This is a genomic window from Streptomyces eurythermus (assembly GCF_014649115.1).
In the GTDB taxonomy this organism is placed as follows: domain Bacteria; phylum Actinomycetota; class Actinomycetes; order Streptomycetales; family Streptomycetaceae; genus Streptomyces; species Streptomyces eurythermus.
The window spans coordinates 1-19652 of sequence record NZ_BMSK01000014.1; the positions used below are offsets into that span (position 1 = coordinate 1).

The 19652-nt window shown below is 74.2% G+C and carries 19 protein-coding genes and 1 pseudogene; 10 read left to right on the forward strand and 10 right to left on the reverse strand.

Going from position 1 to position 19652, the window contains the following annotated elements; all coding sequences use genetic code 11:
* Positions 1-109, forward strand: a pseudogene (locus IE251_RS25590) (IS481 family transposase); the annotation flags it as partial.
* Here the strand turns inward: IE251_RS25590 and IE251_RS25595 are convergent.
* Complete coding sequence (locus tag IE251_RS25595) at positions 106-807, reverse strand: FadR/GntR family transcriptional regulator (RefSeq protein ID WP_189755375.1); 702 nt, start codon at positions 805-807, stop codon at positions 106-108. The pseudogene IE251_RS25590 and the gene IE251_RS25595 sit on opposite strands and share 4 nt — an antisense overlap.
* Positions 808-1058: 251 nt before the next feature.
* Between IE251_RS25595 and IE251_RS25600 the strand changes: the two genes are divergently transcribed.
* Genes IE251_RS25600 through IE251_RS25610 form a run of 3 tightly spaced genes read left to right on the forward strand, consistent with a single transcriptional unit; the run spans position 1059 to position 4119 of the window.
* Positions 1059-2399: an L-fuconate dehydratase gene (locus IE251_RS25600; protein ID WP_189755376.1), complete on the forward strand. Its 1341-nt coding sequence runs from the start codon at positions 1059-1061 to the stop codon at positions 2397-2399.
* Positions 2396-3154 carry an SDR family NAD(P)-dependent oxidoreductase gene (locus tag IE251_RS25605; RefSeq protein ID WP_189755377.1) on the forward strand — a complete coding sequence of 253 codons (759 nt, stop codon included), beginning with the start codon at positions 2396-2398 and terminating at the stop codon, positions 3152-3154. The genes IE251_RS25600 and IE251_RS25605 overlap by 4 nt, the downstream gene beginning before the upstream one ends.
* Entirely contained in the window at positions 3151-4119 is a 969-nt protein-coding gene (locus IE251_RS25610) for an aldo/keto reductase (protein WP_189755378.1), read from the forward strand. Before IE251_RS25605 ends, IE251_RS25610 begins: the two co-directional genes overlap by 4 nt.
* Positions 4120-4144: 25 nt before the next feature.
* On the opposite strand, the gene IE251_RS25615 is transcribed toward IE251_RS25610, so the two are convergent.
* On the reverse strand, positions 4145-5548 hold the full coding sequence (locus IE251_RS25615) for a lipase maturation factor family protein (protein ID WP_189755379.1): 1404 nt from the start codon (positions 5546-5548) through the stop codon (positions 4145-4147).
* Positions 5549-5675: 127 nt separating this feature from the next.
* On the opposite strand from IE251_RS25615, the gene IE251_RS25620 reads away from it, so the two are divergent.
* The 3 genes from IE251_RS25620 to IE251_RS25630 all read left to right on the forward strand — a co-directional run bounded on the left by IE251_RS25620 (position 5676) and on the right by IE251_RS25630 (position 9746).
* Entirely contained in the window at positions 5676-6668 is a 993-nt protein-coding gene (locus IE251_RS25620) for a DUF6777 domain-containing protein (protein WP_189755380.1), read from the forward strand.
* 71 nt (positions 6669-6739) lie between these two features.
* Positions 6740-8827, forward strand: a complete 2088-nt coding sequence (locus tag IE251_RS25625) for a SpoIIE family protein phosphatase (protein WP_189755381.1) — start codon at positions 6740-6742, stop codon at positions 8825-8827.
* A gap of 55 nt (positions 8828-8882) precedes the next feature.
* Positions 8883-9746: an Fpg/Nei family DNA glycosylase gene (locus tag IE251_RS25630; RefSeq protein WP_189755382.1), complete on the forward strand. Its 864-nt coding sequence runs from the start codon at positions 8883-8885 to the stop codon at positions 9744-9746.
* A gap of 18 nt (positions 9747-9764) precedes the next feature.
* Here IE251_RS25630 and IE251_RS25635 read toward each other — a convergent pair whose 3' ends face one another.
* From IE251_RS25635 to IE251_RS25645, 3 genes are all read right to left on the reverse strand, one after another.
* Entirely contained in the window at positions 9765-10433 is a 669-nt protein-coding gene (locus IE251_RS25635; protein ID WP_189755383.1) for a zf-HC2 domain-containing protein, read from the reverse strand.
* 173 nt (positions 10434-10606) lie between these two features.
* Complete coding sequence (locus IE251_RS25640; RefSeq protein ID WP_189755384.1) at positions 10607-11122, reverse strand: hypothetical protein; 516 nt, start codon at positions 11120-11122, stop codon at positions 10607-10609.
* A 142-nt stretch (positions 11123-11264) separates the two neighbouring features.
* Positions 11265-11813, reverse strand: a complete 549-nt coding sequence (locus IE251_RS25645; RefSeq protein WP_030786479.1) for a sigma-70 family RNA polymerase sigma factor — start codon at positions 11811-11813, stop codon at positions 11265-11267.
* 238 nt (positions 11814-12051) lie between these two features.
* On the opposite strand from IE251_RS25645, the gene IE251_RS25650 reads away from it, so the two are divergent.
* On the forward strand, positions 12052-13206 hold the full coding sequence (locus IE251_RS25650) for a CapA family protein (protein WP_189755385.1): 1155 nt from the start codon (positions 12052-12054) through the stop codon (positions 13204-13206).
* Here IE251_RS25650 and IE251_RS25655 read toward each other — a convergent pair whose 3' ends face one another.
* Both IE251_RS25655 and IE251_RS25660 read right to left on the reverse strand, forming a co-directional pair.
* A complete protein-coding gene (locus IE251_RS25655; protein WP_189755386.1) occupies positions 13207-14631 on the reverse strand; it encodes an amino acid permease in 1425 nt (474 codons plus the stop codon).
* Between the two features lie 209 nt (positions 14632-14840).
* The gene (locus IE251_RS25660) at positions 14841-15311 is read right to left on the reverse strand and encodes a universal stress protein (RefSeq protein ID WP_189755387.1); all 471 of its coding nucleotides are present in this window, start codon (positions 15309-15311) and stop codon (positions 14841-14843) included.
* Positions 15312-15517: 206 nt separating this feature from the next.
* Between IE251_RS25660 and IE251_RS25665 the strand changes: the two genes are divergently transcribed.
* The gene (locus IE251_RS25665) at positions 15518-16366 is read left to right on the forward strand and encodes a polysaccharide deacetylase family protein (RefSeq protein WP_189755388.1); all 849 of its coding nucleotides are present in this window, start codon (positions 15518-15520) and stop codon (positions 16364-16366) included.
* Between the two features lie 24 nt (positions 16367-16390).
* Here IE251_RS25665 and IE251_RS25670 read toward each other — a convergent pair whose 3' ends face one another.
* The gene (locus IE251_RS25670) at positions 16391-17062 is read right to left on the reverse strand and encodes a class F sortase (RefSeq protein ID WP_189755389.1); all 672 of its coding nucleotides are present in this window, start codon (positions 17060-17062) and stop codon (positions 16391-16393) included.
* A 330-nt stretch (positions 17063-17392) separates the two neighbouring features.
* Here IE251_RS25670 and IE251_RS41920 point away from each other — a divergent pair, with 330 nt between their 5' ends.
* A complete protein-coding gene (locus IE251_RS41920) occupies positions 17393-18301 on the forward strand; it encodes a hypothetical protein (RefSeq protein ID WP_189755390.1) in 909 nt (302 codons plus the stop codon).
* 134 nt (positions 18302-18435) lie between these two features.
* Here the strand turns inward: IE251_RS41920 and IE251_RS25680 are convergent, their stop codons facing one another.
* Together IE251_RS25680 and IE251_RS41750 are read right to left on the reverse strand one after the other, a co-directional pair.
* Positions 18436-19200 carry a bestrophin-like domain gene (locus tag IE251_RS25680; RefSeq protein WP_189755391.1) on the reverse strand — a complete coding sequence of 255 codons (765 nt, stop codon included), beginning with the start codon at positions 19198-19200 and terminating at the stop codon, positions 18436-18438.
* 30 nt (positions 19201-19230) lie between these two features.
* Positions 19231-19359: a hypothetical protein gene (locus tag IE251_RS41750; RefSeq protein ID WP_268253343.1), complete on the reverse strand. Its 129-nt coding sequence runs from the start codon at positions 19357-19359 to the stop codon at positions 19231-19233.
* Positions 19360-19652: the final 293 nt, after the last annotated feature.

The window sequence follows — 19652 nt, forward strand, 5'->3', positions numbered from 1 at the left end:
AGCGTTCCCGCAGTGGCTGCACACCTACAATCACCACCGCGGACACACCGCGCTGAAAGGGCAACCACCCGCCAGCCGCGTCCCCAACCTCACGGGTCAGTACAGCTAGCCCTCGACCCGGCCCCGCAGCCACTCCTCCACCTCGCCCACGTGGGCCGCTGCCGCCGCTCGTGCGGCCTCCGGGTCGCGGGCCGCGAGGGCGCGGTGGATGGCGGCGTGTTCGCGGCGGGTGCGGGCGATGGCGTCCTGTTCCTGGCGGCCGCGCCGGACGCGGGCGCGGAAGGTGCGCGAGGACAGGCCGTCCAGGATGGCGGCCATCGTCGCGTTGCCCGCGGCGGACGCGATCTCGCGGTGGAAGGCGAGGTCGTGGGAGAGGATCTCCTCCGGGTCGTCGGTGGCGTTCATCGCCGCCAAGTGGGCTTCCACGGCTGCCAGTCGTTCGTCGGTGATGCGCGCGGCGGCCAGCGCGGCCGCCGCGGACTCCAGGACCCGGCGCACCTCCAGCAGCTCCACCAGGCGCGGCCCCCGGGACAGGTCCGCGACCACCCCGAAGGTCTCCAGCAGGTCGCCGGCCTCCAGCGCGCCGACGTAGATGCCCGAGCCGTGCCGCGCGTCCAGCACCCCCATGACCGTCAGCGCGCGGATGGCCTCCCGCGTCGAGCTGCGGGACATGCCCAGCTGTACGGCGAGGTCCCGTTCGGTCGGCAGCCGCTGGCCCGGTTCCAGCCGGCCCTCGGCGATCATCGCCTTGATCTCCTCGACGGCGCGCTGGGTCACCGTGCCCTTGCGCGGGGCCGCATCGTCCACGCCACTCCTCCAGTCACCGGGTGCGTGGCAGTCTAGCCAGGCGGGTGGTCCGACCACTTTGAGTGACAGGCGGCGGTATTCGGTGCACTAGGCTGTCGTAGCGGCTCAGTGGTCTGATAAGTATGCGGCGTACCCCCGCCTCCCGGATCCCGAACCCGCCTCCCGGACCCCAGCCCGCCTCCCGGACCCCGAACGCCCGCACCCCGCTCGGCCGGCCGCGCTCGATCACCACCCGGACCGAAAGGCCCCCCGTGTCCCCGACGCCCGTCCGCATCACCGCGGTCGACACCTACGACATCCGGTTCCCCACCTCGCGCGGACTCGACGGCTCCGACGCGATGAACCCGGACCCCGACTACTCGGCCGCCTACCTCGTGCTGCGCACCGACGCCGAGGACGGACCGGAGGGACACGGCTTCGCGTTCACCATCGGACGCGGCAACGAGGTCCAGGTCGCCGCGATCCACGCGCTGCGTCACCATGTGGTCGGCCGGTCCGTCGAGGAGCTGTGCGCCGACCCGGGCACGCTGTACCGGGACCTGACCGGCGACAGCCAACTGCGCTGGCTCGGCCCCGAGAAGGGCGTGCTGCACATGGCGATCGGCGCCGTGGTCAACGCCGTCTGGGACCTCGCCGCCAAGCGCGCCGGCCGGCCCCTGTGGCGGCTGCTCGCCGAGGCCGAGCCCGAGTGGCTGGTGCGCCAGATCGACTTCCGCTATCTGACGGACGCGCTCACCCCCGACGAGGCGCTGACACTGCTGCGCCGGGGCAGGGAGGGCGCCGGCCGGCGCACGGCCCACCTGCTGGAGGCCGGTTACCCCGCCTACACCACCTCGCCCGGCTGGCTCGGCTACGACGACGACAAGCTCGCCCGGCTCGCCCGCCAGGCGGTGGCCGACGGCTTCCGGCAGATCAAGCTGAAGGTCGGCGCCGACCTCGCGGACGACGTGCGCCGCTGCCGGGTGGCCCGCGCGGCCGTCGGACCGGACATCCGCCTGGCCCTCGACGCCAACCAGCGCTGGAACGTGGACGAGGCGGTCTCCTGGACCAGGGCGCTCGCCGGGTTCGACCCGTACTGGATCGAGGAGCCCACCAGCCCCGACGACATCCTCGGCCACGCGGCGATCCGCCGGGCCGTGGCACCGGTCAAGGTCGCCACCGGCGAACACGCCCAGAACCGGATCGTCTTCAAACAGCTCCTCCAGGCCGGCGCGCTCGACATCGTGCAGCTCGACGCGGCCCGCGTCGGCGGCGTCAACGAGAACCTCGCCGTCCTGCTGCTCGCCGCCAAGTTCCGCGTCCCCGTCTGCCCGCACGCCGGCGGCGTCGGCCTGTGCGAACTTGTCCAGCACCTGGCGATGTTCGACTACGTGGCCGTCTCCGGCAGCACCGAGGACCGGGTCATCGAATACGTCGACCACCTGCACGAGCACTTCCTCGACCCGGTGGTGCTCCGCGCGGGCCACTACACGGCACCCACCGCGCCCGGCTTCTCCGCGGCCCTGCGCCCGGAAGCCCTCGCGCACTACACCTTTCCCGGCGGCACCTACTGGTCCGCCGGTCCCGACGGCCGGAAGGGACAGTCGGCATGAGCGATTTCACGGGCCTGAAGGCCCTGGTCACCGGGGGCGCGTCCGGCATCGGCCGGGCCACCGCCGAGCTCCTCGCCGAGCGCGGCGCCCAGGTCGCCGTACTCGACCTGGACCCCGACCGCGTGCCCGGACCAATGCGGGCATGGCGCGCCGACGTCACCGACGACGCCTCGGTGCGCGCCGCCGTACAGGAGGCCGCCGACGCGCTGGGCGGCCTGGACATCCTGGTCAACAACGCGGGCATCGGCGCCCAGGGCACCGTCGAGGACAACACCGACGCCGAGTGGCGGCACGTCTTCGACGTCAACGTCCTCGGCATGGTCCGCACCGCCCGCGCCTGCCTTCCGCACCTGCGCCGCTCCGCCCACGCCGCGATCGTCAACACCTGCTCCATCGCGGCCACCGCGGGCCTGCCGCAGCGCGCCCTGTACAGCGCGACCAAGGGCGCCGTGTACTCGCTGACCCTCGCCATGGCCGCCGACCACGTCCGCGAGGGCATCCGCGTCAACTGCGTCAACCCCGGTACGGTGGACACCCCGTGGATCGGCCGGCTGCTGGACGCGGCCCCCGACCCGGCCGCCGAACGCGCCGCGCTGGAGGCCCGCCAGCCCACCGGACGGCTGGTCTCCGCCGCCGAAGTGGCCGCCGCCATCGCCTACTTGGCGGGCCCCCTCGCCGGTGCCACCACCGGCACCGCGCTCGCCGTCGACGGCGGCATGCAGGGCCTTCGGCCGCGGCCGGCGGCCCACCCGTGACCGCCCTCGGCCGCACCGGCGTCCAGGTCACCCCGCTCGGCTTCGGCGCCGCCGCACTCGGCAACCTCTACACCCCGGTGAGCGACGAGCAGGCGCACGCGGCGGTCCAGGCCGCCTGGGAACGCGGCATCCGCTACTTCGACACCGCCCCGCACTACGGCCTCGGCCTGTCCGAACGGCGCCTGGGCGCGGCCCTGCGCTCCTTCGACCGCGCGAGCTACACCCTCTCCACCAAGGTCGGCCGCCGCCTGGAGCCGGCCGACGGCACCGGCGACGACCGCGCCCACGGCTACGCCGTCCCCGCGACCCACCGGCGCGTCTGGGACTTCAGCGCCGACGGCGTCCGCCGCACCCTGGAGGCGAGCCTGGACCGCCTCGGCCTCGACCGGGTCGACGTCGTCTACCTCCACGACCCCGACGACCACGCCGAACAGGCCTTCCGCGAGGGCTATCCGGCCCTGGAACGGCTGCGCGCGGAGGGCGTGGTGGGCGCGATCGGCGCCGGCATGAACCAGGCCGGGATGCTCACCCGGTTCGTCCGCGACACCGACGTGGACGTGGTGCTGTGCGCCGGCCGGTACACCCTGCTCGACCAGAGCGCGGCCGACGCGCTGCTGCCCGAGGCGCAGCGGCGCGGGGTGTCGGTGGTCGTCGGCGGCGCCTTCAACTCCGGCCTGCTGGCCGCGCCGGAGCCCGGGGCGACGTACGACTACACCCGCGCCCCACGCCGGTTGCTGGACCGCGCCCTGCGGCTGAAGGCGGCGGCCGAGCGGCACGGCACCACCCTGCGCGCCGCCGCCCTGGCCTTCTGCGCCGCGCACCCGGCCGTGGCGAGTGTCCTGGCCGGCGCCCGCTCGGCGGCCGAAGTCCACGACTGCGCCGAGCAGTTCACCACGCCTGTGCCGGACGCCTTCTGGCAGGAGCTGCGCGACGACGGCCTGCCGGCGGGGAAGGGGCCACCGTGACCGTCGCCCACGCCCTCCGAGCCGGCTACGCCAGCCGCGTCGGCGGCAGATACTCCCGCACGTAGGTCCGCTCCCAGCACGCCCCCGTCTCCCGCAGCTCCCGCCAGTCGGTGTACCGGTAGCGGAACAGCCGGGCCCGGACATAGCGGGGCGGGGTGTCCGGCGGGAACGGGGAGCGGCGCAGCAGCCCCAGGGTGTCCCGGTCGTTCTCCAGCAGGCGTTCCACCAGGCCGCCGAACCACTCACCGGCGTACGCGGGCGACAGCGCGGCGAACCACATCAGCCAGTCCAGGCGCAGATGGTACGGGGCGAACTGACGCGGCCAGCGCCGGGGATCACCGGGCTTGCCCTTGAAGTCGTACTCCCGCCAGTCCGAGTCCGGGTGCGGCCGCTCGTCCAGCGTGCCCTCGATCACCACCTCGTAGCGGATCCGGCTGACGCTGCCGAACGCGCCGTAGGTGTTCACCAGGTGCAGCGGGTCGAAGGAGCGGTTCATCACCTGGCGGCGGGAGATCATGTTCAGCACGGGGCGGTGGCTGAGGAAGACCAGCAGCGCGCCGACCGCGAGCACCAGCGCCTCGTACCACAGCGGCGCCGCGGGCACCGACGGCGCCGTCGCCGGCAGCCGCAGCGCGGACAGGGCGAGCACGATGGTGATCCAGTTCAGCCAGGAGAAGTTCCCCGAGAGCACCAGCCACAGCTGGGTGAGGATCATCAGGGCGGCGGCGGCCGAGGCGATGGGCTGCGGGGTGAACAGCAGGAAGGGCACGACCAGCTGGGTGACGTGGTTGGCGGCCACCTCCACCCGGTGCAGCGGCCGGGGCAGACGGTGGAAGAACCAGCTCAGCGGGCCCGGCATCGGCTGGGTCTCGTGGTGGTAGTCCAGACAGGTCAGCTTCCGCCAGCAGGCGTCGCCGCGCAGCTTGATCAGCCCCGCGCCGAACTCCACCCGGAACAGGATCCAGCGCAGCAGGAACAGCACGACGACCGGCGGCGCCACCTCGTCGTTGCCGAGGAACGCGGCCAGGAAACCGGTCTCCAGCAGCAGCGACTCCCAGCCGAACGCGTACCACGTCTGGCCCACGTTGACGATCGACAGGTACAGCGCCCACGGCACCAGCCACAGCACGATCCCCGCCCACAGCGGCAGCGCCGAGTCCGCCCCGGCCAGCAGCGCCGCCGACACCGCGCAGCCCGCCCAGGCACACCCCGCGAAGAAGCGGTCGGAGTAGTGCAGCTGGAACAGGCTGGGCGCGCGCCGGAAGGGCACCCGGGCCGTGAAGCGGGGGACGGGCAGCATGCCGCGCTCGCCCAGCAGGGCCCGGAACTGCAGGGCCGCCGTCAGGAACCCGACCAGGTACAGGGCGGCCAGAGCCCGCTGGAGGACCAGCCGGCTCAGCCAGTAGTCGGGTGCGGTGAACCAGTCCACGGCTGTGCGCGCCCTTCCGTACGGCGTCGCCGTCGCCACTCCCGGCGCGGCGTTCCCCGAGTTGCCAGCCAAACCTGGGCGATGCCAACAATAGGGCGTAATCACCCATAGTGATGTGGAGTGTGCGGTGCGGATACCCACCCGAACCCTGGTCACGGCCTGCGTGCTGTCGGTGGCGCTGCTGGCCGCCGGCTGCGCGGGGGCCGGTGTCAAGCAGACCCGGGTGGGCGATCTCGTCTTCCTCCAGGCCGTCGGGGAACGGGGGCCCGGGCCCTTCACCGACTCCGCGGCGACCGGCCCCGCCGCCTCCGAGTCCCCCCGGATCGGCGCCAAGATGTCCGCCGGTGAGCTGGCGGCGCCCCTGCGCGCGGCCCGCACCGTGTCGGGGGCGACCCCCGGCCTGTACCGGGGCACCCCGCGCGTCGCCCGCTGCGATGTCGAGCGGCACATCCGCTACCTGGCCGCGGACCCGGCCAGGGCCGACGCCTTCGCCGGTGTCGTCGGGGTCCGGCGGGCGGCGCTCCCCGCCTATCTGCGCGGCCTGACCCCGGTCGTGCTCGGCGCCGACACCCGCGTCACCAACCACGCCTACCAAGGCCGCCGGGCGGACGACTACCAGGCCGTGCTCCAGGCGGGCACCGCCGTCCTGGTGGACGACCGGGGCCTGCCCCGGGTGCGCTGCGCCTGCGGCAACCCGCTCGCACCGCCCGCGCCGACCCGCGGCGGGGCCAGCGCGCGGGGCACACCGTGGCCCGGGTACCGGCCGAACAAGGTGATCGTGGTCAGCCCGGCGCCCCGGGCCGTCACGAGCCTCACCCTCGTCGACTCCGGGCACCGCACCTGGACCGAACGCCGGACCGGCCAAGACGTGCGCCGGGACCGCGTCGTCCCCCCGCCCGCCCAGGCCACCGCCAGCCCGTCCCCAACGCCCCGCGGGAACCCGGCACGGACGGCCCCGCCCACCCCGGCGGCCCCGGCCCGGACGCCCACGGCCCCGTCCGCCGCCCGCGCTCCCGGGACGCCCAGCACGGCCGGGGTGTCCGATGTGCCCGGTGGGTCCGTGTCCGGCGTCCCCGGCGGGGCCGGAACCCCGGGTCGCCCCGCGGCCGGCGGCGCCTGAACGTGGGCCCCTCTCGCCCGCGGCCCGGCCGGCGAGTCGAAGAATCAGCCGGATCCTGGCAAGGTGGCCCCATGGCCGATCGGGGTGCGAGCGCCCTGTCACTCCCGGGGGACCGGCCCGTCCGCCCGGACCCGGTCCTCGCGCTCAACGGCATGGGCAGCTTCGACTGGGACCTGGACGCCGGTCTGTTCCACCTGGACGCCCAGGCCCTCGAGGTGCTCGACCTGCCGCCCGAGGAGTACGACGGGCGCCTGGACACCCTGAACGCTCTCCGGGTGCCCCCGCCGGAGGCCGCCCGGCTCGACGCGACCGTCGCCCGGGCGATCAAGGACGGCAGCGACCACTACAGCGCCTACTTCCGCATCCGCTGCCGCGACGGCACCATGCGCTGGACCCACACCCGGGGCCGCCTGCGCCGCGACGACTCCGGCCGCCCGCACCGCGTCGTCGGCATCCTCCGCGACGCCACCGAGGAACTCGCCGACAGCACGGCACGCAGCCTCCGGGCCGCCCAGGACGAGGCGTTCCGGCAGCAGACCGGCGTCGTCCAGGTCATCTCCGCCGCCCTCGCCCACGCCCGCAGCGTCCAGGACGTCATCGACGTGCTCAAGGACACCCACGGCGTCCGCCACCTGGGCGCGACCAGCCTGGTGATGGGCCTGGTGGAGGCCGGCCGGATCCGGCTGGTGGCCGAGGGCCCCGCGGGCAGCTTCGTCCCCGGCACCCGGGTCACCCGGATCGACGAGCCGTACCCGATGAGCGAGGTCGTCCGCACCCTCAGCCCCCGGTTCATCGAGTCACCGGAGGAGTTCGCCGCGCACTACCCCATCCTGTGGCCGCACCTCACCGGCCTGCGCATCACCTCGGCCGCCTATCTCCCGCTGATCGCCCAGGCCCGCCCGATCGGCGCGATGGGCCTGCTCTACGACGACCGGCGCGGCTTCTCCGCCGAGGAACGCGCCGTCCTCGTCGCCCTCGGCAGCAGCATCGCGCAGAGCCTGATGCGGGCCATGCTCTTCGAGCAGGAGAAGGACCTCGCCCAGGGCCTCCAGCAGGCCATGCTGCCCCGCTCCATCCCCAGCGTGCGCGGCGCCGACATCGCGGTGCGCTACCGCTCGGCCGCCCTGGGCCGGGACATCGGCGGCGACTGGTACGACCTGATCCCGCTGCCCGGGGACACCCCCTCGGGGGGAGGCCGGGTCGGCGCGGTCATCGGGGACGTCCAGGGCCACGACACACACGCCGCCGCCGTCATGGGCCAGCTGCGGATCGTGCTGCGCGCCTACGCCGCCGAGGGCCACACCCCGGCCACCGTGATGGCCCGGGCCTCCGTCTTCCTGCACGAACTCGACACCGACCGGTTCGCCACCTGCCTGTACGCCGAGACCGACCTGACCACCGGGGTCGTGCAGATGGTCCGCGCCGGGCACATCGACCCGCTGCTGCGCCACCGCGACGGCCGCTGCGCCCGCGTCCCCGTCGAGGGCGGGCTGCCGCTCGGCCTGTCCGCCGAGTTCGGGCGGCTGGAGTACCCCGTCGCCACCGTGGAGCTCGACCCCGGCAGCACGCTGCTGCTGTGCACCGACGGACTGGTGGAGCTGCCCGGCACCGATCTGGACGACGGCATGTCCGGCCTCATGGGGCTCGTGTGCGAGGGGCCCGCCGAGGTGGAGGCCCTCGCCGACCGGCTGATCCAGGCGGCCGAGGAGCGTGGCGGCGAAGACGACGTGGCACTGCTCCTGCTGCGCCGCCGCACCCCGCGGGCCGCCCGGCCCGGCCGCCGGCTCCGGCAGCACGTGGCGGCCGGCGATCCGGAGGCCCTCGCCCAGGCCCGGCACCTGATCCGCGCCGCCGCCGGGACCTGGGGCGCCCGCGCACCGGCCGACGAGATCGAGCTGGTGGCCGACGAGCTGATCACCAACGCCCTGCTGCACACCGGGGGCTCCGCGATCGTCACCGTACGGGTGCTGGAGGGCTCCGAGCGCCGGCTGCGCATCGAGGTCGAGGACTGCTCCAGCGCCCTGCCGCGGCGCCGCGATGCGGGCGAGAGCGGTGTGTTCGGCCGCGGCCTGCTCCTGGTGGAGCGGCTCGCCGACGCCTGGGGCGTCCAGGCGCGGGGCTCCGGCAAGGCGGTGTGGTGCGAGTTCCGGCTGCCGTAGCGACCGCGTCCGGCGGCGGCGTGGCGTTGTCGGTGCCGGATGGCACCCTGTACGTATGCCCGAACTGCCCGAGGTGGAAGCGCTGACGGACTTCCTCACCGAACACCTGGCCGGCCGCCGGGTGGCGCGGCTGCTGCCGGTCGCCGTCAGCGTGCTCAAGACGTACGACCCGCCGCCCGGCGCGGTCGAGGGCGCCGAGGTGACGGCCGTGCGCCGGCACGGCAAGTTCCTGGACATCGAGACGGACGGCGGACTCCACCTGGTCGTCCACCTGGCCCGGGCGGGCTGGCTCCAGTGGCGGGACCGGCTGCCGGACGGCCCGCCCAGGCCCGGCAAGGGCCCGCTGGCGCTGCGCGTGGCGCTGGAGAGCGGCGAGGGCTTCGACCTGACCGAGGCCGGCACCCAGAAACGCCTCGCCGTGTACGTGGTCCGCGACCCCGCCGAGGTGCCGGGCATCGCCCGCCTCGGCCCGGACCCGCTCGCCGAGGACTTCACCGAGGACCGCTTCGCCGCCCTGCTCCAGGGCGAACGGCGGCAGCTGAAGGGCGCCCTGCGCGACCAGTCGCTGATCGCGGGCGTCGGCAACGCCTACAGCGACGAGATCCTGCACGCCGCGCGGATGTCCCCGTTCAAGCTCGCGGCCTCCCTCACCCCGGAGGAGACCCACCGGCTCTACGCGGCGCTGCGCGGCACGCTCGGCGAGGCGGTCGAGCGGGCCCGGGGGATGGCGGCGGGCCGGCTGAAGGCGGAGAAGAAGGGCGGTCTGCGCGTCCACGGCCGCACCGGTGAACCCTGCCCGGTGTGCGGCGACACCATCCGCGAGGTCTCCTTCAGCGACTCCTCGCTCCAGTACTGCCCGACCTGCCAGACGGGCGGCAAGCCGCTGGCCGACCGCAGGCTGTCCCGGCTGCTGAAGTGAGGCCGGCGGTGCGCCCCGTCACCGCCCCTGGACCGTGACCAGCACCTTCCCCTCCGCCGTGCGGACCTCGTAGCGGGCGATCCGGTCCGGGCGCAGCGCCGTGGCCCCCAGCGCGGTCGTCGGCCTACCGCCCGCGTCCGGGCCGGTCCAGCCGGCGACGACCTGTTCGGTGCCGTCCCGGCCGACCGCGACCAGCCGGCAGACGCGCGGCGGCCCGGCGCCGCCGGCGACCTCCACGCGCAGCTCGCCGCCCCACTCCTCGTCCGCCGAGGTGACCCGCGCCCACACCCCGGTACGCGGATCGGTGGCCGAGGCGACCCGGGTGGCCCGCGCGTCCGGCGGCTCCGGATGTCCGGCGAACGCCACGATCCCCGGACCGGCCACGGCCAGCACCACCGAGGCGGCCAGCCCGTACCCGAGCCGCCGGCGGCGCACCCGGCGCAGGTGCGCCAGCTCGCCGAGCAGCCGGTCCAGCAGCCGGGGCCCGGGCTGGGCCACGGGGTGCACGAACGGCGGAGTGGCCCGGCGGTAGAGCATCAGCTGCCGGGTGGTCGGCCCGAACCCGGTCACGTAGGCCGCGCACCGGGGGCACTCCATGAGGTGGTCCTCGAAGCGGAAGGCCTCCGCCTCGTCCAGCACGCCGAGCGCGTACGCGCCGGCGTCGCGATGCCGTTCCAGGGACCTCATGCCGAATCCTCGTGCCGATGGGTGCGGGCGGGGCTGCTCCTTGCCCCCACCCGTACGCGGCGGACCACCGGATCGCTCAAGGCACGCACACAATCGTGACCGAGGAAGGCGCGGCGGCCCGGCCCCCGGTCCCGTGCGCGACGCGGAGGGCGCGAAAGAGACGGGCGGAGGACTCAGAAGAGGTGGATCGCGAGGTGCCCGAGCGGCAGCCCCAGCCGCCAGGCCGGTGTCCACACCTTCGGCCCGTCGTCCTCCCCGAACACCGGGCCGCCGCCCGGCACCGCGTCCAGGTCCGGCGCGAGCAGCTCGGTCTCCTCCAGCCAGCGCCAGGCGTCGGCGGCCAGCGCCAGATCCGGGCAGGGAGCGCCCGTGCCGGCCGCCCGCTCGGTCCGCTCGGCCATGCGCGCCCGCACCCAGTCCCGCCACGGCTGGTCGTAGGCGGTCAGCGCCATCCAGTTCTCCAGCTGGGAGATCACCCGGATGCCGGACAGCTCCCCGTCGGTGTCGGACAGGAAGACGGTCAGCGCCAGCGCGTCCCGGCCGGCCCGGAACTCGAAGGACGTCGGCGGCATCAGATCGCCGGTGCGCAGCAGCTCGTCGGCGATGTACTCGGCGTACAACCAGGCCATCGGGACGGCGAGTTCACCGCCGCCGGCGCCGTCCGTGCTCTCGTGACCTCTGTGCAGCATCCCTTCCTGCCCTTCCTCCGGTGCGTACGCGTCGCCCGAACCCCGGGCCCGGACCCCCGTCCGGAACGCGGATGAGGACAGCCCATGCCCGAACGGCGGCCACAGCAAGGCGCTTTACCGAGGTTTGACCAGCCTTCCGGTTTCACCGCAGGTCGGCCGCGTAACCCGGGAGGACCCCGCGCAGGGCGCGCAGCGCGTAGTACGCGCGGGACTTCACGGTACCCGGTGGGATCCCCAGGGCCTCGGCCGCTTCCGCCACACTGGCCCCACGGAAATACACGAGTACGAGCACGTCACGGTGGGCGGGAGTGAGTGTCTTCACAGCCTCCCGGACATCGAGCATCGCCGCGGCCCGCTCGGCGTGATCGGCGGTCACCCGCGCGTTCTCGGGGACCTCGTCGCCGGTCTCGGGCGGCCGGGCCCGCCGCGCCCGGCGGGCGTCGATCGCCAGGCGCCGGGCCACGGTCAGCAGCCAGGGCCGCACCGAGTCGAAGTCGTCGGCGTGCAGCGCCTCCGGATGCTGCCAGGCACGCACCAGGGTCTCCTGGACGAGGTCCTCGGCGCGCTGGCGGTCTCCGTCGCACAGCCTGAGCAGCAGGGCGAACAGCGGACCGCCGTGCTCGCGCTGGAGCGCGGCCAGCTCGTGCTCGGCGGTCGTCGTCCCGTGGGTGAGTGAGGTTCCGGCCGTCATGGCCGTATGGCAGCGCAGGCCGAGCCCGGCGGACAGGGGGCGGACCGGGTTGTGCGACGGACGGTCGATCGCGTCGGCGAACGGTCGGCCGGGCGGTGCCCGGGACACCGGCGGGGCGGTGCCCGGGAGACCGGACGGGCTAACGACCCCAGCCGGGCTGTTTATCCGACGCATCAGATTCATACCCATATGCCCGTCACGGCTTCGTCTGTCCACACGACGACTCTGGGGTGAGTTGATGATCGGACGCACCAAGCAGGTGGCGCTGGTCCTGACCGCCGTCCTCGCGGCCGGGGCGGCCTGCCGGAACCAGTACCGGGAACCCGGCACACCGGGACACGCGGCACCCCCGGCGCCCGCCGCGGCCGGCCCCTTCACCCTGGTCGCCTCCGGGGACATCCTGCCGCACGCCACCGTCCTCGAACGGGCCGCCTACGACGCCGGCGGCGACGGCCACGACTTCCGCCCCATGCTCTCCGCCGTCCAACCGGTCGTCTCGGGCGCCGACCTGGCGCTGTGTCACCTCGCCACCGGCTACGGCCCCGAGGGCGACCCCACCGGCGGGCCCCCGCTCACCGCCCCGCCGCGGCTCGCCGAGGACCTCGCCGCCACCGGCTACGACGGCTGCTCCACCGCCTCCGCCCACGCCCTGGACGACGGCGCCGCCGGCGTCGGACGCACCCTGGACGCCCTGGACCGGGCCGGGCTGCGGCACACCGGGACCGCCCGCAGCGAGACCGAGGCCCGCTCGGTCGTGCTCCACCGGGCCGGCGGCGCCCGGGTCGCCCACCTGTCGTACACCTCCGCCACCGGCCACCCGCCGCCGGACGACCAGCCCTGGGCGGTCAACCTGATCGACCCTGACCGGATCATCGCCGACGCCCGCGCCGCCCGGCGGGGCGGCGCCGACGTGGTCGTGGTCTCCCTGGACTGGGGCACCGAGGGCCAGGACGCACCCGACCGGCTCCAGCTCACCCTCGCCGGACGCCTCACCGCCTCGGCCACGGACGGCCACCCGGACATCGACCTGATCCTCGGCACCTCCGCCCACGTCCCCCAGGCGTACGAGAAGGTCAACGGGACCTGGGTGGTCTACGGACTGGGCGACCAGATCGCCGGGCCGCTCCGCGACCAGCAAGGCGCCCAGGACCCGCGCGGCAACGAGTCCACGCTCGGCCGCTTCACCTTCGCCCCGCCGGACCGGCCGGGCGGGCCCTGGCGGGTGGTGCGGGCCGAGTTCGTCCCCCAGCTGTACGACCTCGACGCCGGGCGGGTGGTCGAGCTGGGCCGGGCCATCGCCCAGGGCGCCGAACTGGAAGGGGCCCGCGACCGGATCCGGGACGTGGTCCTCAGCCGGGGGGCGGGGCAGGACGGCCTGGTCATGGCCGAGTGATCAGTCGCCGGGCCGCCTGGTGGCCAGCACCGAACGCCGGTAGGAGTAGCCGAAGTAGACGACACAGCCGAGCGCGAACCAGATCGCGAACCGCACCCAGGTCTGCCACTGCAGGAACGTGATCAGCCAGACGGAGAAGAGCACCCCCAGCGCGGGCACGACCGGCATCCCCGGCGTGCGGAAGGTGCGCGGCAGGTCCGGCTGCCGGTAGCGCAGCACGATCACCGCCGCGCACACCACCACGAACGCCAGCAGGATGCCGATGTTGGTCAGCTCGGCCGCCTCGGCGATCGGGACGAACCCGGCGATGGCCGCGGACGCCGCCCCGACGATCCAGGTCACCCGGGTCGGCACATGCCGCCTCGGGTGTGTCTTGGCGAACCACGTGGGCAGCAGGCCGTCCCGGGACATCGAGTACCACACACGGGTCACGCCCAGCATGAACGTGAACATCACCGTGAGGATGCCGATGATCGCCCCGACCGCGATCACGTCCGCCAGCTCGCGCAGGCCCACCGACTTGAACGCCGTGGAGAAGCCGCTCTCCTTGTCGATCTCCTTGTAGTTCTGCATGCCCGTCAGCACCAGACAGGCCGCCACGTACAGCACCATCGAGATGATCAGCGAGTAGATGATCGCCTTCGGCATGTGCCGCTGGGCGTCCCTGGACTCCTCGGCCGCCGTCGACATCGCGTCGTAGCCGAACACCGCGAAGAACACCGTGGCCGCGCCCGTGAACGCCCCGCCGAGCCCGTACGGGAAGAACGGGTGGTAGTTCCCGGTGTCGATGTGGAACACGCCCACCCCGATCACCAGCAGCACCACCAGCACCTTCAGGGCGACCACGAACGTCTCGAACCGGGCCGCGCTGCGGATGCCCAGGGTCAGCAGCCAGGCGATGAGCAGGCACAGCACGGCCGCGAACAGATCGACCCGGTGCCCGCCGCCGGTGCCGGGCGCGCCCAGCATCCACCGCGGCAGATCGGCGCCCATCTCCTTGACCAGGAAGCCGAAGTAGCCGGAGATGCCGATGGCCACCACGGACACGATCGCCGTGTACTCCAGCAGCAGGTCCCAGCCGATGAACCAGCCCGCGAACTCGCCGAGCACCGCGTACCCGTAGGTGTAGGCCGACCCCGCCTTCGGGATCATCCCGGCGAACTCGGCGTACGACAGTGCCGCGCAGGCGCTCGCCACACCGGCGATGAGGAAGGACACCAGCACCGCGGGCCCGGCCGTGCCGTTGGCCACCGTGCCGGCCAGTGTGAACACGCCCGCGCCGATGATGCCGCCCACCCCGATCGCGGTGAGCTGCCACAGCCCCAGCGACCTCTCCAGCCGGGTGCCCTCGCCGACCTCGGTCTCCTCGATGTGCTCGATGGGTTTGCGGCGGAGAATTCCCTGGCCCGCGCGGAGCCTGCCCATGCGTCTCACCTCTTCGCCCACGGCAACGGCTGACGGCGGATCATGATGTCTCAGCACCGCCGCCCAGGGAAGACGCCACGCACGGCCCGGGGAGCCGTCCGGGTACCGGCCGGGTCCGTCCCTCGCGCCCGCCGGGTCCGCCCCCTCGCGCGCCGCCGGGTCCGTCCCTCGCGCCCGCCGGTGCGGGCCGGAGCGCCGCCGCCGGTGGCCTACGGCACCACCGTCACCGGCCAGCGGCCCGCCTTCACCAGGCGGACCGCCACCGAACCGATGATCCGGTGGCCGGCCTGCTCCGACGCGCCCACCACCACCGCGTCCGCCTTCAGTTCGTCCGCCGCCTTCACCAGCCCGCTGTAGGGGTCGCCGCGGAAGGTGTGGAACTCCCAGCGCACCTCGAATATCCCCTTGACCCGCTCGGCCGCCTCCCGGATCTGCGTGATCAGGTCCTCGGCGATCTCGTCGGTCGTGTCGGCCACCGGCGCCCCGAGGGCCGCGCCCGCCGCTAGGACCGGCTGCACGTACACCACGGCCAGCAGTGCGTGCTGGCGCCGGGCCAGGCCGCCGGCGTACGCGGCGGCGCGCAGCGAGGAGTCCGAGCCGTCCACACCGACGACGATGACCTTCGGGCCGTCCGTGCCCCGCTCGAACGTGTGCGCGGGCTGTTCGTGCTGTTCCGTCACGCCCCGAGGCTAGCGGAATCCACGCTTCCCCCGCAGGTCCGGGGCCCGCCGCCGCGGAAACGTGTGGGGGAGGCCGCCGCGGAAGCGTGCGGGCGGGGGACCGGGTTGCTGCGGAAGCGTCCGTCCGCTCCGCTGTCCGGGTGCATTACCGCGCCGCACCGACGGCGTTGCGGTGCGGCGGAGTCCGGCCGGGCGACTGATGGGTCATGCAGAAGGATCAGTTGTTCACGCGGCGCCGGATGCTCCTCGCCGGTGTCGCCGCGCTAGGTTCGGCGGGCACCGCGGGAGCCGTCCTGGCGAGCGACGGCGAGGAGACCGTCCGGGCCGCCGCGGCCCCCGCCCCCGCACCCGCACCCGGCCCCCAGGCCCGCCCGGCCCTGGGGCCCTCCGCCTTCCGGCTCCAGCCGCTCACCGGATACGGACCACCGCGCACCCCGCCCCGAAAGCTCAAGGTGCGCGACGAACCCATCCTGCGGATCGACGGACGCGGCCGGCGCATGGTGCTGACCTTCGACGACGGCCCCCACCCGGACTACACCCCGCACATCCTCGACACCCTCGCCCGGCACCAGGTCCGGGCCATGTTCTTCGTCTGCGGGGAGTGCGTCGTGGACAACAGGGAACTGCTGGCCCGAATGGCCGAGGAGGGCCATGTCGTCGGCAACCACACCTGGACCCACCCGCTGCTGACGACCCTGGGCCGCAAGGAGATCCGCTCCGAGATGGAGCGCACCAGCGACATCATCGAGGACACCTACGGCGACCGCCCCCAGTGGTTCCGCGCGCCCTACGGCGCCTGGAACCGGGCCACGTTCCAGCTCGGCGCCGAGCTGGGCATGGAGCCGATGGCCTGGACCGTGGACACCACCGACTGGATGGAGCCCGGCACCGACACCATCGTCGACCAGGTGGAGAGCGGCGCCGCCCCCGGCGTCGTGGTGCTCTCCCACGACGCCGGGGGCGACCGTTCGCAGACCGTCCGCGCGATCCGCGAATGGCTGCCCCATCTGCTCGACTCCGGCTATCAGCTCACCGTGCCGCGCCGACGGGTGTGAGGGCTCCCCGGTCCTCACCCCGGTTCAGACGACCGCGGCCAGGCGGGCGAAGACGACGACGTTGCCGTCGTAGCCGTTCTGCTTCGAGAAGCCGCCCCCGCAGGTGATGACCCGCAGTTCCGGGGTGCCCTTGGAGCCGTAGACGCGGTCACCGGGGAAGGCGTTCTTCGCGAACACCTCGACGCCGTAGACCTCGAACACGGCGGTCTTGCCGTCCTGGCGCAGGACCTCGACCTGGTTGCCCTTCCGCACCGCCCCGAGGCCGTAGAACACCGCGGGGCCCTGCTTGTTGTCGACATGGCCGACGATGACCGCGGTGCCCTTCTCCCCGGGAGAGACCGCGCCGGTGAACCAGCCGGCCTGGCCGGGGTTCTCCGGCGGCGGTGCGGCGACCCAGCCCTCCGGGTCCAGCCCGACCTGTACGACGGGCGCGTCCACCCGGATCGCCGGGATCCGCACCCGTCGTACGGGGGAGAACGGCAGCGCGGCGGGCGCGGGCGCGAAGGCGCCGAGGGTGGCGTGTGCGTCCGGGGCCGCCGCGGAGGCGGGCTGCGGCGGTCCGGCGTCGAACTCGCCGGAGCCGTTGCGGATGAGGGCCAGACCGGTCAGCAGCACCAGCGCTATCACGCCCCACGGGGCGCGCCTCTTCCGTCGCTCCTCCTCTTCGGCAAGCAAGGCCAGCTTGGACGCAGACATTCGCCATCCCCTCTCGACGCGGTCGCGCCACGTCCATCGCGCATGGGAAAACGCTAAGTCCCGCGCGGGCGGCGGGCGACGGGGCGATCGGCGAACGGGTGGCCGGCCGCACGCTCGGTGAGCCATCCGAGTTGCCGTTCACAGGAATTTTCTGACGGTCCGTGACCTGCGGCAATATCCGATTGTGTGGTGATACGCCGGTGTGTCGGCTCACCAGGACGGACCATTCTCGACATGCGGGCGTGTTCCGCGCGCCCGAGGGTCGTCCCGGGAGGTGCTTCTCGCCGATCCACCGGGGACGGGACCCGGTGACCTCCCGCGGAGGAACACATGCGCAACCAACGTGCCCTGGCGGCGGCGTGCACCACGGTCGCCGTCCTCGGGCTCGCCGTCCCCGTGGCCGTCGCGGACGGCATGGGCAACGGGGGCGGGCCGAGCGGCACCGACACCACAGTCATCGTCCCCGGCACCGGCAACATCGGCACCTTCAACGGCAACGGCGTCTTCCCCGGGAACGGCAACGTCAACGGCAACGGCCATTTCAACGGGAACGGGAACGGCAACTTCAACGGCAACGGAAACGGGAACTTCAACGGCAACGGCAACGGCCGTGGGGGCGAGGGGAACGGCCGTGGCGGCGAGGGCAACGGGCGCGGCGGCGAGGGGAACGGGCGCGGGGGAGAGGGAAATGGGCGCGGAGGCGAGGGCAACGGCCGTGGCGGGGAAGGCGGGGGCAACGGACGCGGGGGCGAGGGCAACGGCCGTGGCGGCGAGGGCTTCGGCGACCGGGGAGGCGACTTCGGGCGCGGGAACGGCGGCGAGGGCCGTGACGACGGCTTCGGCAACTCGCGCGACGACATCTTCGTCACGCCCGACGCGCTGCCGGCCGGGGGCCGCCTCACCATCATCGTGAACGGCTGCCGGGGCGGCACCGCGAGCTCCGAGGCCTTCGGCACCATCCGGCTGGAGTCGTTCCGCGACGACACCGCGCGGGGCGTCGCCTTCGTCGACCGCGCCGCCCGCCGAGGCCGGTACGACGTCACCGTCCGCTGCGACGGCCGCACCCTGACCCGCCGGGACGCCTTCACCGTGCTCGGCGGTGTCAACGGCGGCCTCGGCGGCAGCCGGACCAGCGGCGCGACGCCCACCGACATGGCCATCGGCGGCGGTCTGGTGGCCACGGCGCTGGTCGGCGGGGGCGCCTTCTGGATGCGCCGCCGGCACGCGAAGGGGGCCTGAGCCCACGGTGCGCCACGGAGGTCGCCGGGGCCGGCGGGACCGTCTCCGCGCCGGGTACCCACAGGACGACGGGCCTCCGCCCCGGCTCCGCGTCGCGCGGGGAAGCGGGGGCGCGGGCCCGTCGTGGCCGGAAGTCAGCCGCCGGCGCCCGGGAACATGGTGAGGAACGGCTCCGCGGTCACCGCGATGCCGCGGCTGTACGGCGCGTCGAAGTCCCAGATGAGGAACAGCATGAAGGCGATGGTCGCGGAGAACAGCCCGGCCAGCGCCAACTCCCGTCCGGTGCGCCGGATCTGGAGCGCGAACACCATGCCGATGGTGATCAGCCCGCCGGTGATCAGACCCCACCACACGACCGGCGGCATGGTGACCCCGGTGGCGTCGGCGCGCGCGTTGCGCGCCTGGTCGGCGGCGGCCATCTGGTCCAGCAGCGGCTGGTAGGCCTGCGCCTCGAAGTCGTTCCCCGGCCGGTAGTCGGTGACGTCCGCCCGGACGCGGCCCAGCAGTTCGCCGCCGCGGTCGGTGACCTGCTGCTCGACCGCCATCCGCCGCCACTCCGTGTGGACGACGTACCCGACGTAGGCGTCCACGTCCGCGCGGACCCGGTCCCGGACCTCCGGCGGGTACACGCGCACCCGCTCCGAGATCTCGTGCAGTGCCTGCGCCTCCGCCTGCACATGGTCCTGCGCGGCGCTGCGGGCCTCCCACACGCCCGCGATGGCCAGGCCCAGGACGATGGCGTAGATGACGCCGATCCACATCGTCATGTACTCGATGACGTCGGGGGTCTCGCTGGGATCCTCGTCCTCGGAGGCCGTCCGCTGCCGCACCAGTGTGATGACGACCACCACGGCACAGGCCCCCGCCATCGCGAGGACGAGAACAAGCCAATCCGACAACTGGTGCCTCCAGGAGTGAGGGCCGGCGCGTCAGCGCGGGCGCAGGGCGGCGACGGCCACGATCGCCGGGACGGTGATGAGCAGGACGTAGGTGACGGGAGTGGTGTGCCGGCGCGCCGGACGGCGGACGGCGTGCGGGTGGTACACCGGGTAGCTCACGGGGGACGCGGAGGGCCGCGGGGTGGGCGTGGGCGTGGGCTTCGGCGGGGGATCGGGGACCGGGGCGGGCGCGGGGGTACGGGTGACGGGGGTGGGCGTGGGCCGGGGTGCCGGGGGCGCCGGGGCGGGCCGGGTGGGTGGCCGTGGTGTGGGGGTGGGTGTCGGGGTGGGTTCGGGTGTGGGCGTCGGAGTGGGTGGTGGCGGGGTCGGCGTCGGCGACGGGGGCGGTGTGGGCTTCGGCGGGGGAGTGGGCGTGGGTGTCGGCTCGGGCGGGCACGGGGGCGGGGGCGGCG

Bases quoted from the DNA above. Each gene is read 5' to 3' on its own strand.
- IE251_RS25605 (WP_189755377.1), top strand. From the start codon at position 2,396: ATGAGCGATTTCACGGGCCTGAAGGCCCTGGTCACCGGGGGCGCGTCC.
- IE251_RS25625 (WP_189755381.1), top strand. From the start codon at position 6,740: ATGGCCGATCGGGGTGCGAGCGCCCTGTCACTCCCGGGGGACCGGCCC.
- IE251_RS25630 (WP_189755382.1), top strand. From the start codon at position 8,883: ATGCCCGAACTGCCCGAGGTGGAAGCGCTGACGGACTTCCTCACCGAA.
- IE251_RS25635 (WP_189755383.1), bottom strand. From the start codon at position 10,433: ATGAGGTCCCTGGAACGGCATCGCGACGCCGGCGCGTACGCGCTCGGC.
- IE251_RS25640 (WP_189755384.1), bottom strand. From the start codon at position 11,122: ATGCTGCACAGAGGTCACGAGAGCACGGACGGCGCCGGCGGCGGTGAA.
- IE251_RS25645 (WP_030786479.1), bottom strand. From the start codon at position 11,813: ATGACGGCCGGAACCTCACTCACCCACGGGACGACGACCGCCGAGCAC.
- IE251_RS25650 (WP_189755385.1), top strand. From the start codon at position 12,052: ATGATCGGACGCACCAAGCAGGTGGCGCTGGTCCTGACCGCCGTCCTC.
- IE251_RS25655 (WP_189755386.1), bottom strand. From the start codon at position 14,631: ATGGGCAGGCTCCGCGCGGGCCAGGGAATTCTCCGCCGCAAACCCATC.
- IE251_RS25665 (WP_189755388.1), top strand. From the start codon at position 15,518: ATGCAGAAGGATCAGTTGTTCACGCGGCGCCGGATGCTCCTCGCCGGT.
- IE251_RS25670 (WP_189755389.1), bottom strand. From the start codon at position 17,062: ATGTCTGCGTCCAAGCTGGCCTTGCTTGCCGAAGAGGAGGAGCGACGG.
- IE251_RS41920 (WP_189755390.1), top strand. From the start codon at position 17,393: ATGCGCAACCAACGTGCCCTGGCGGCGGCGTGCACCACGGTCGCCGTC.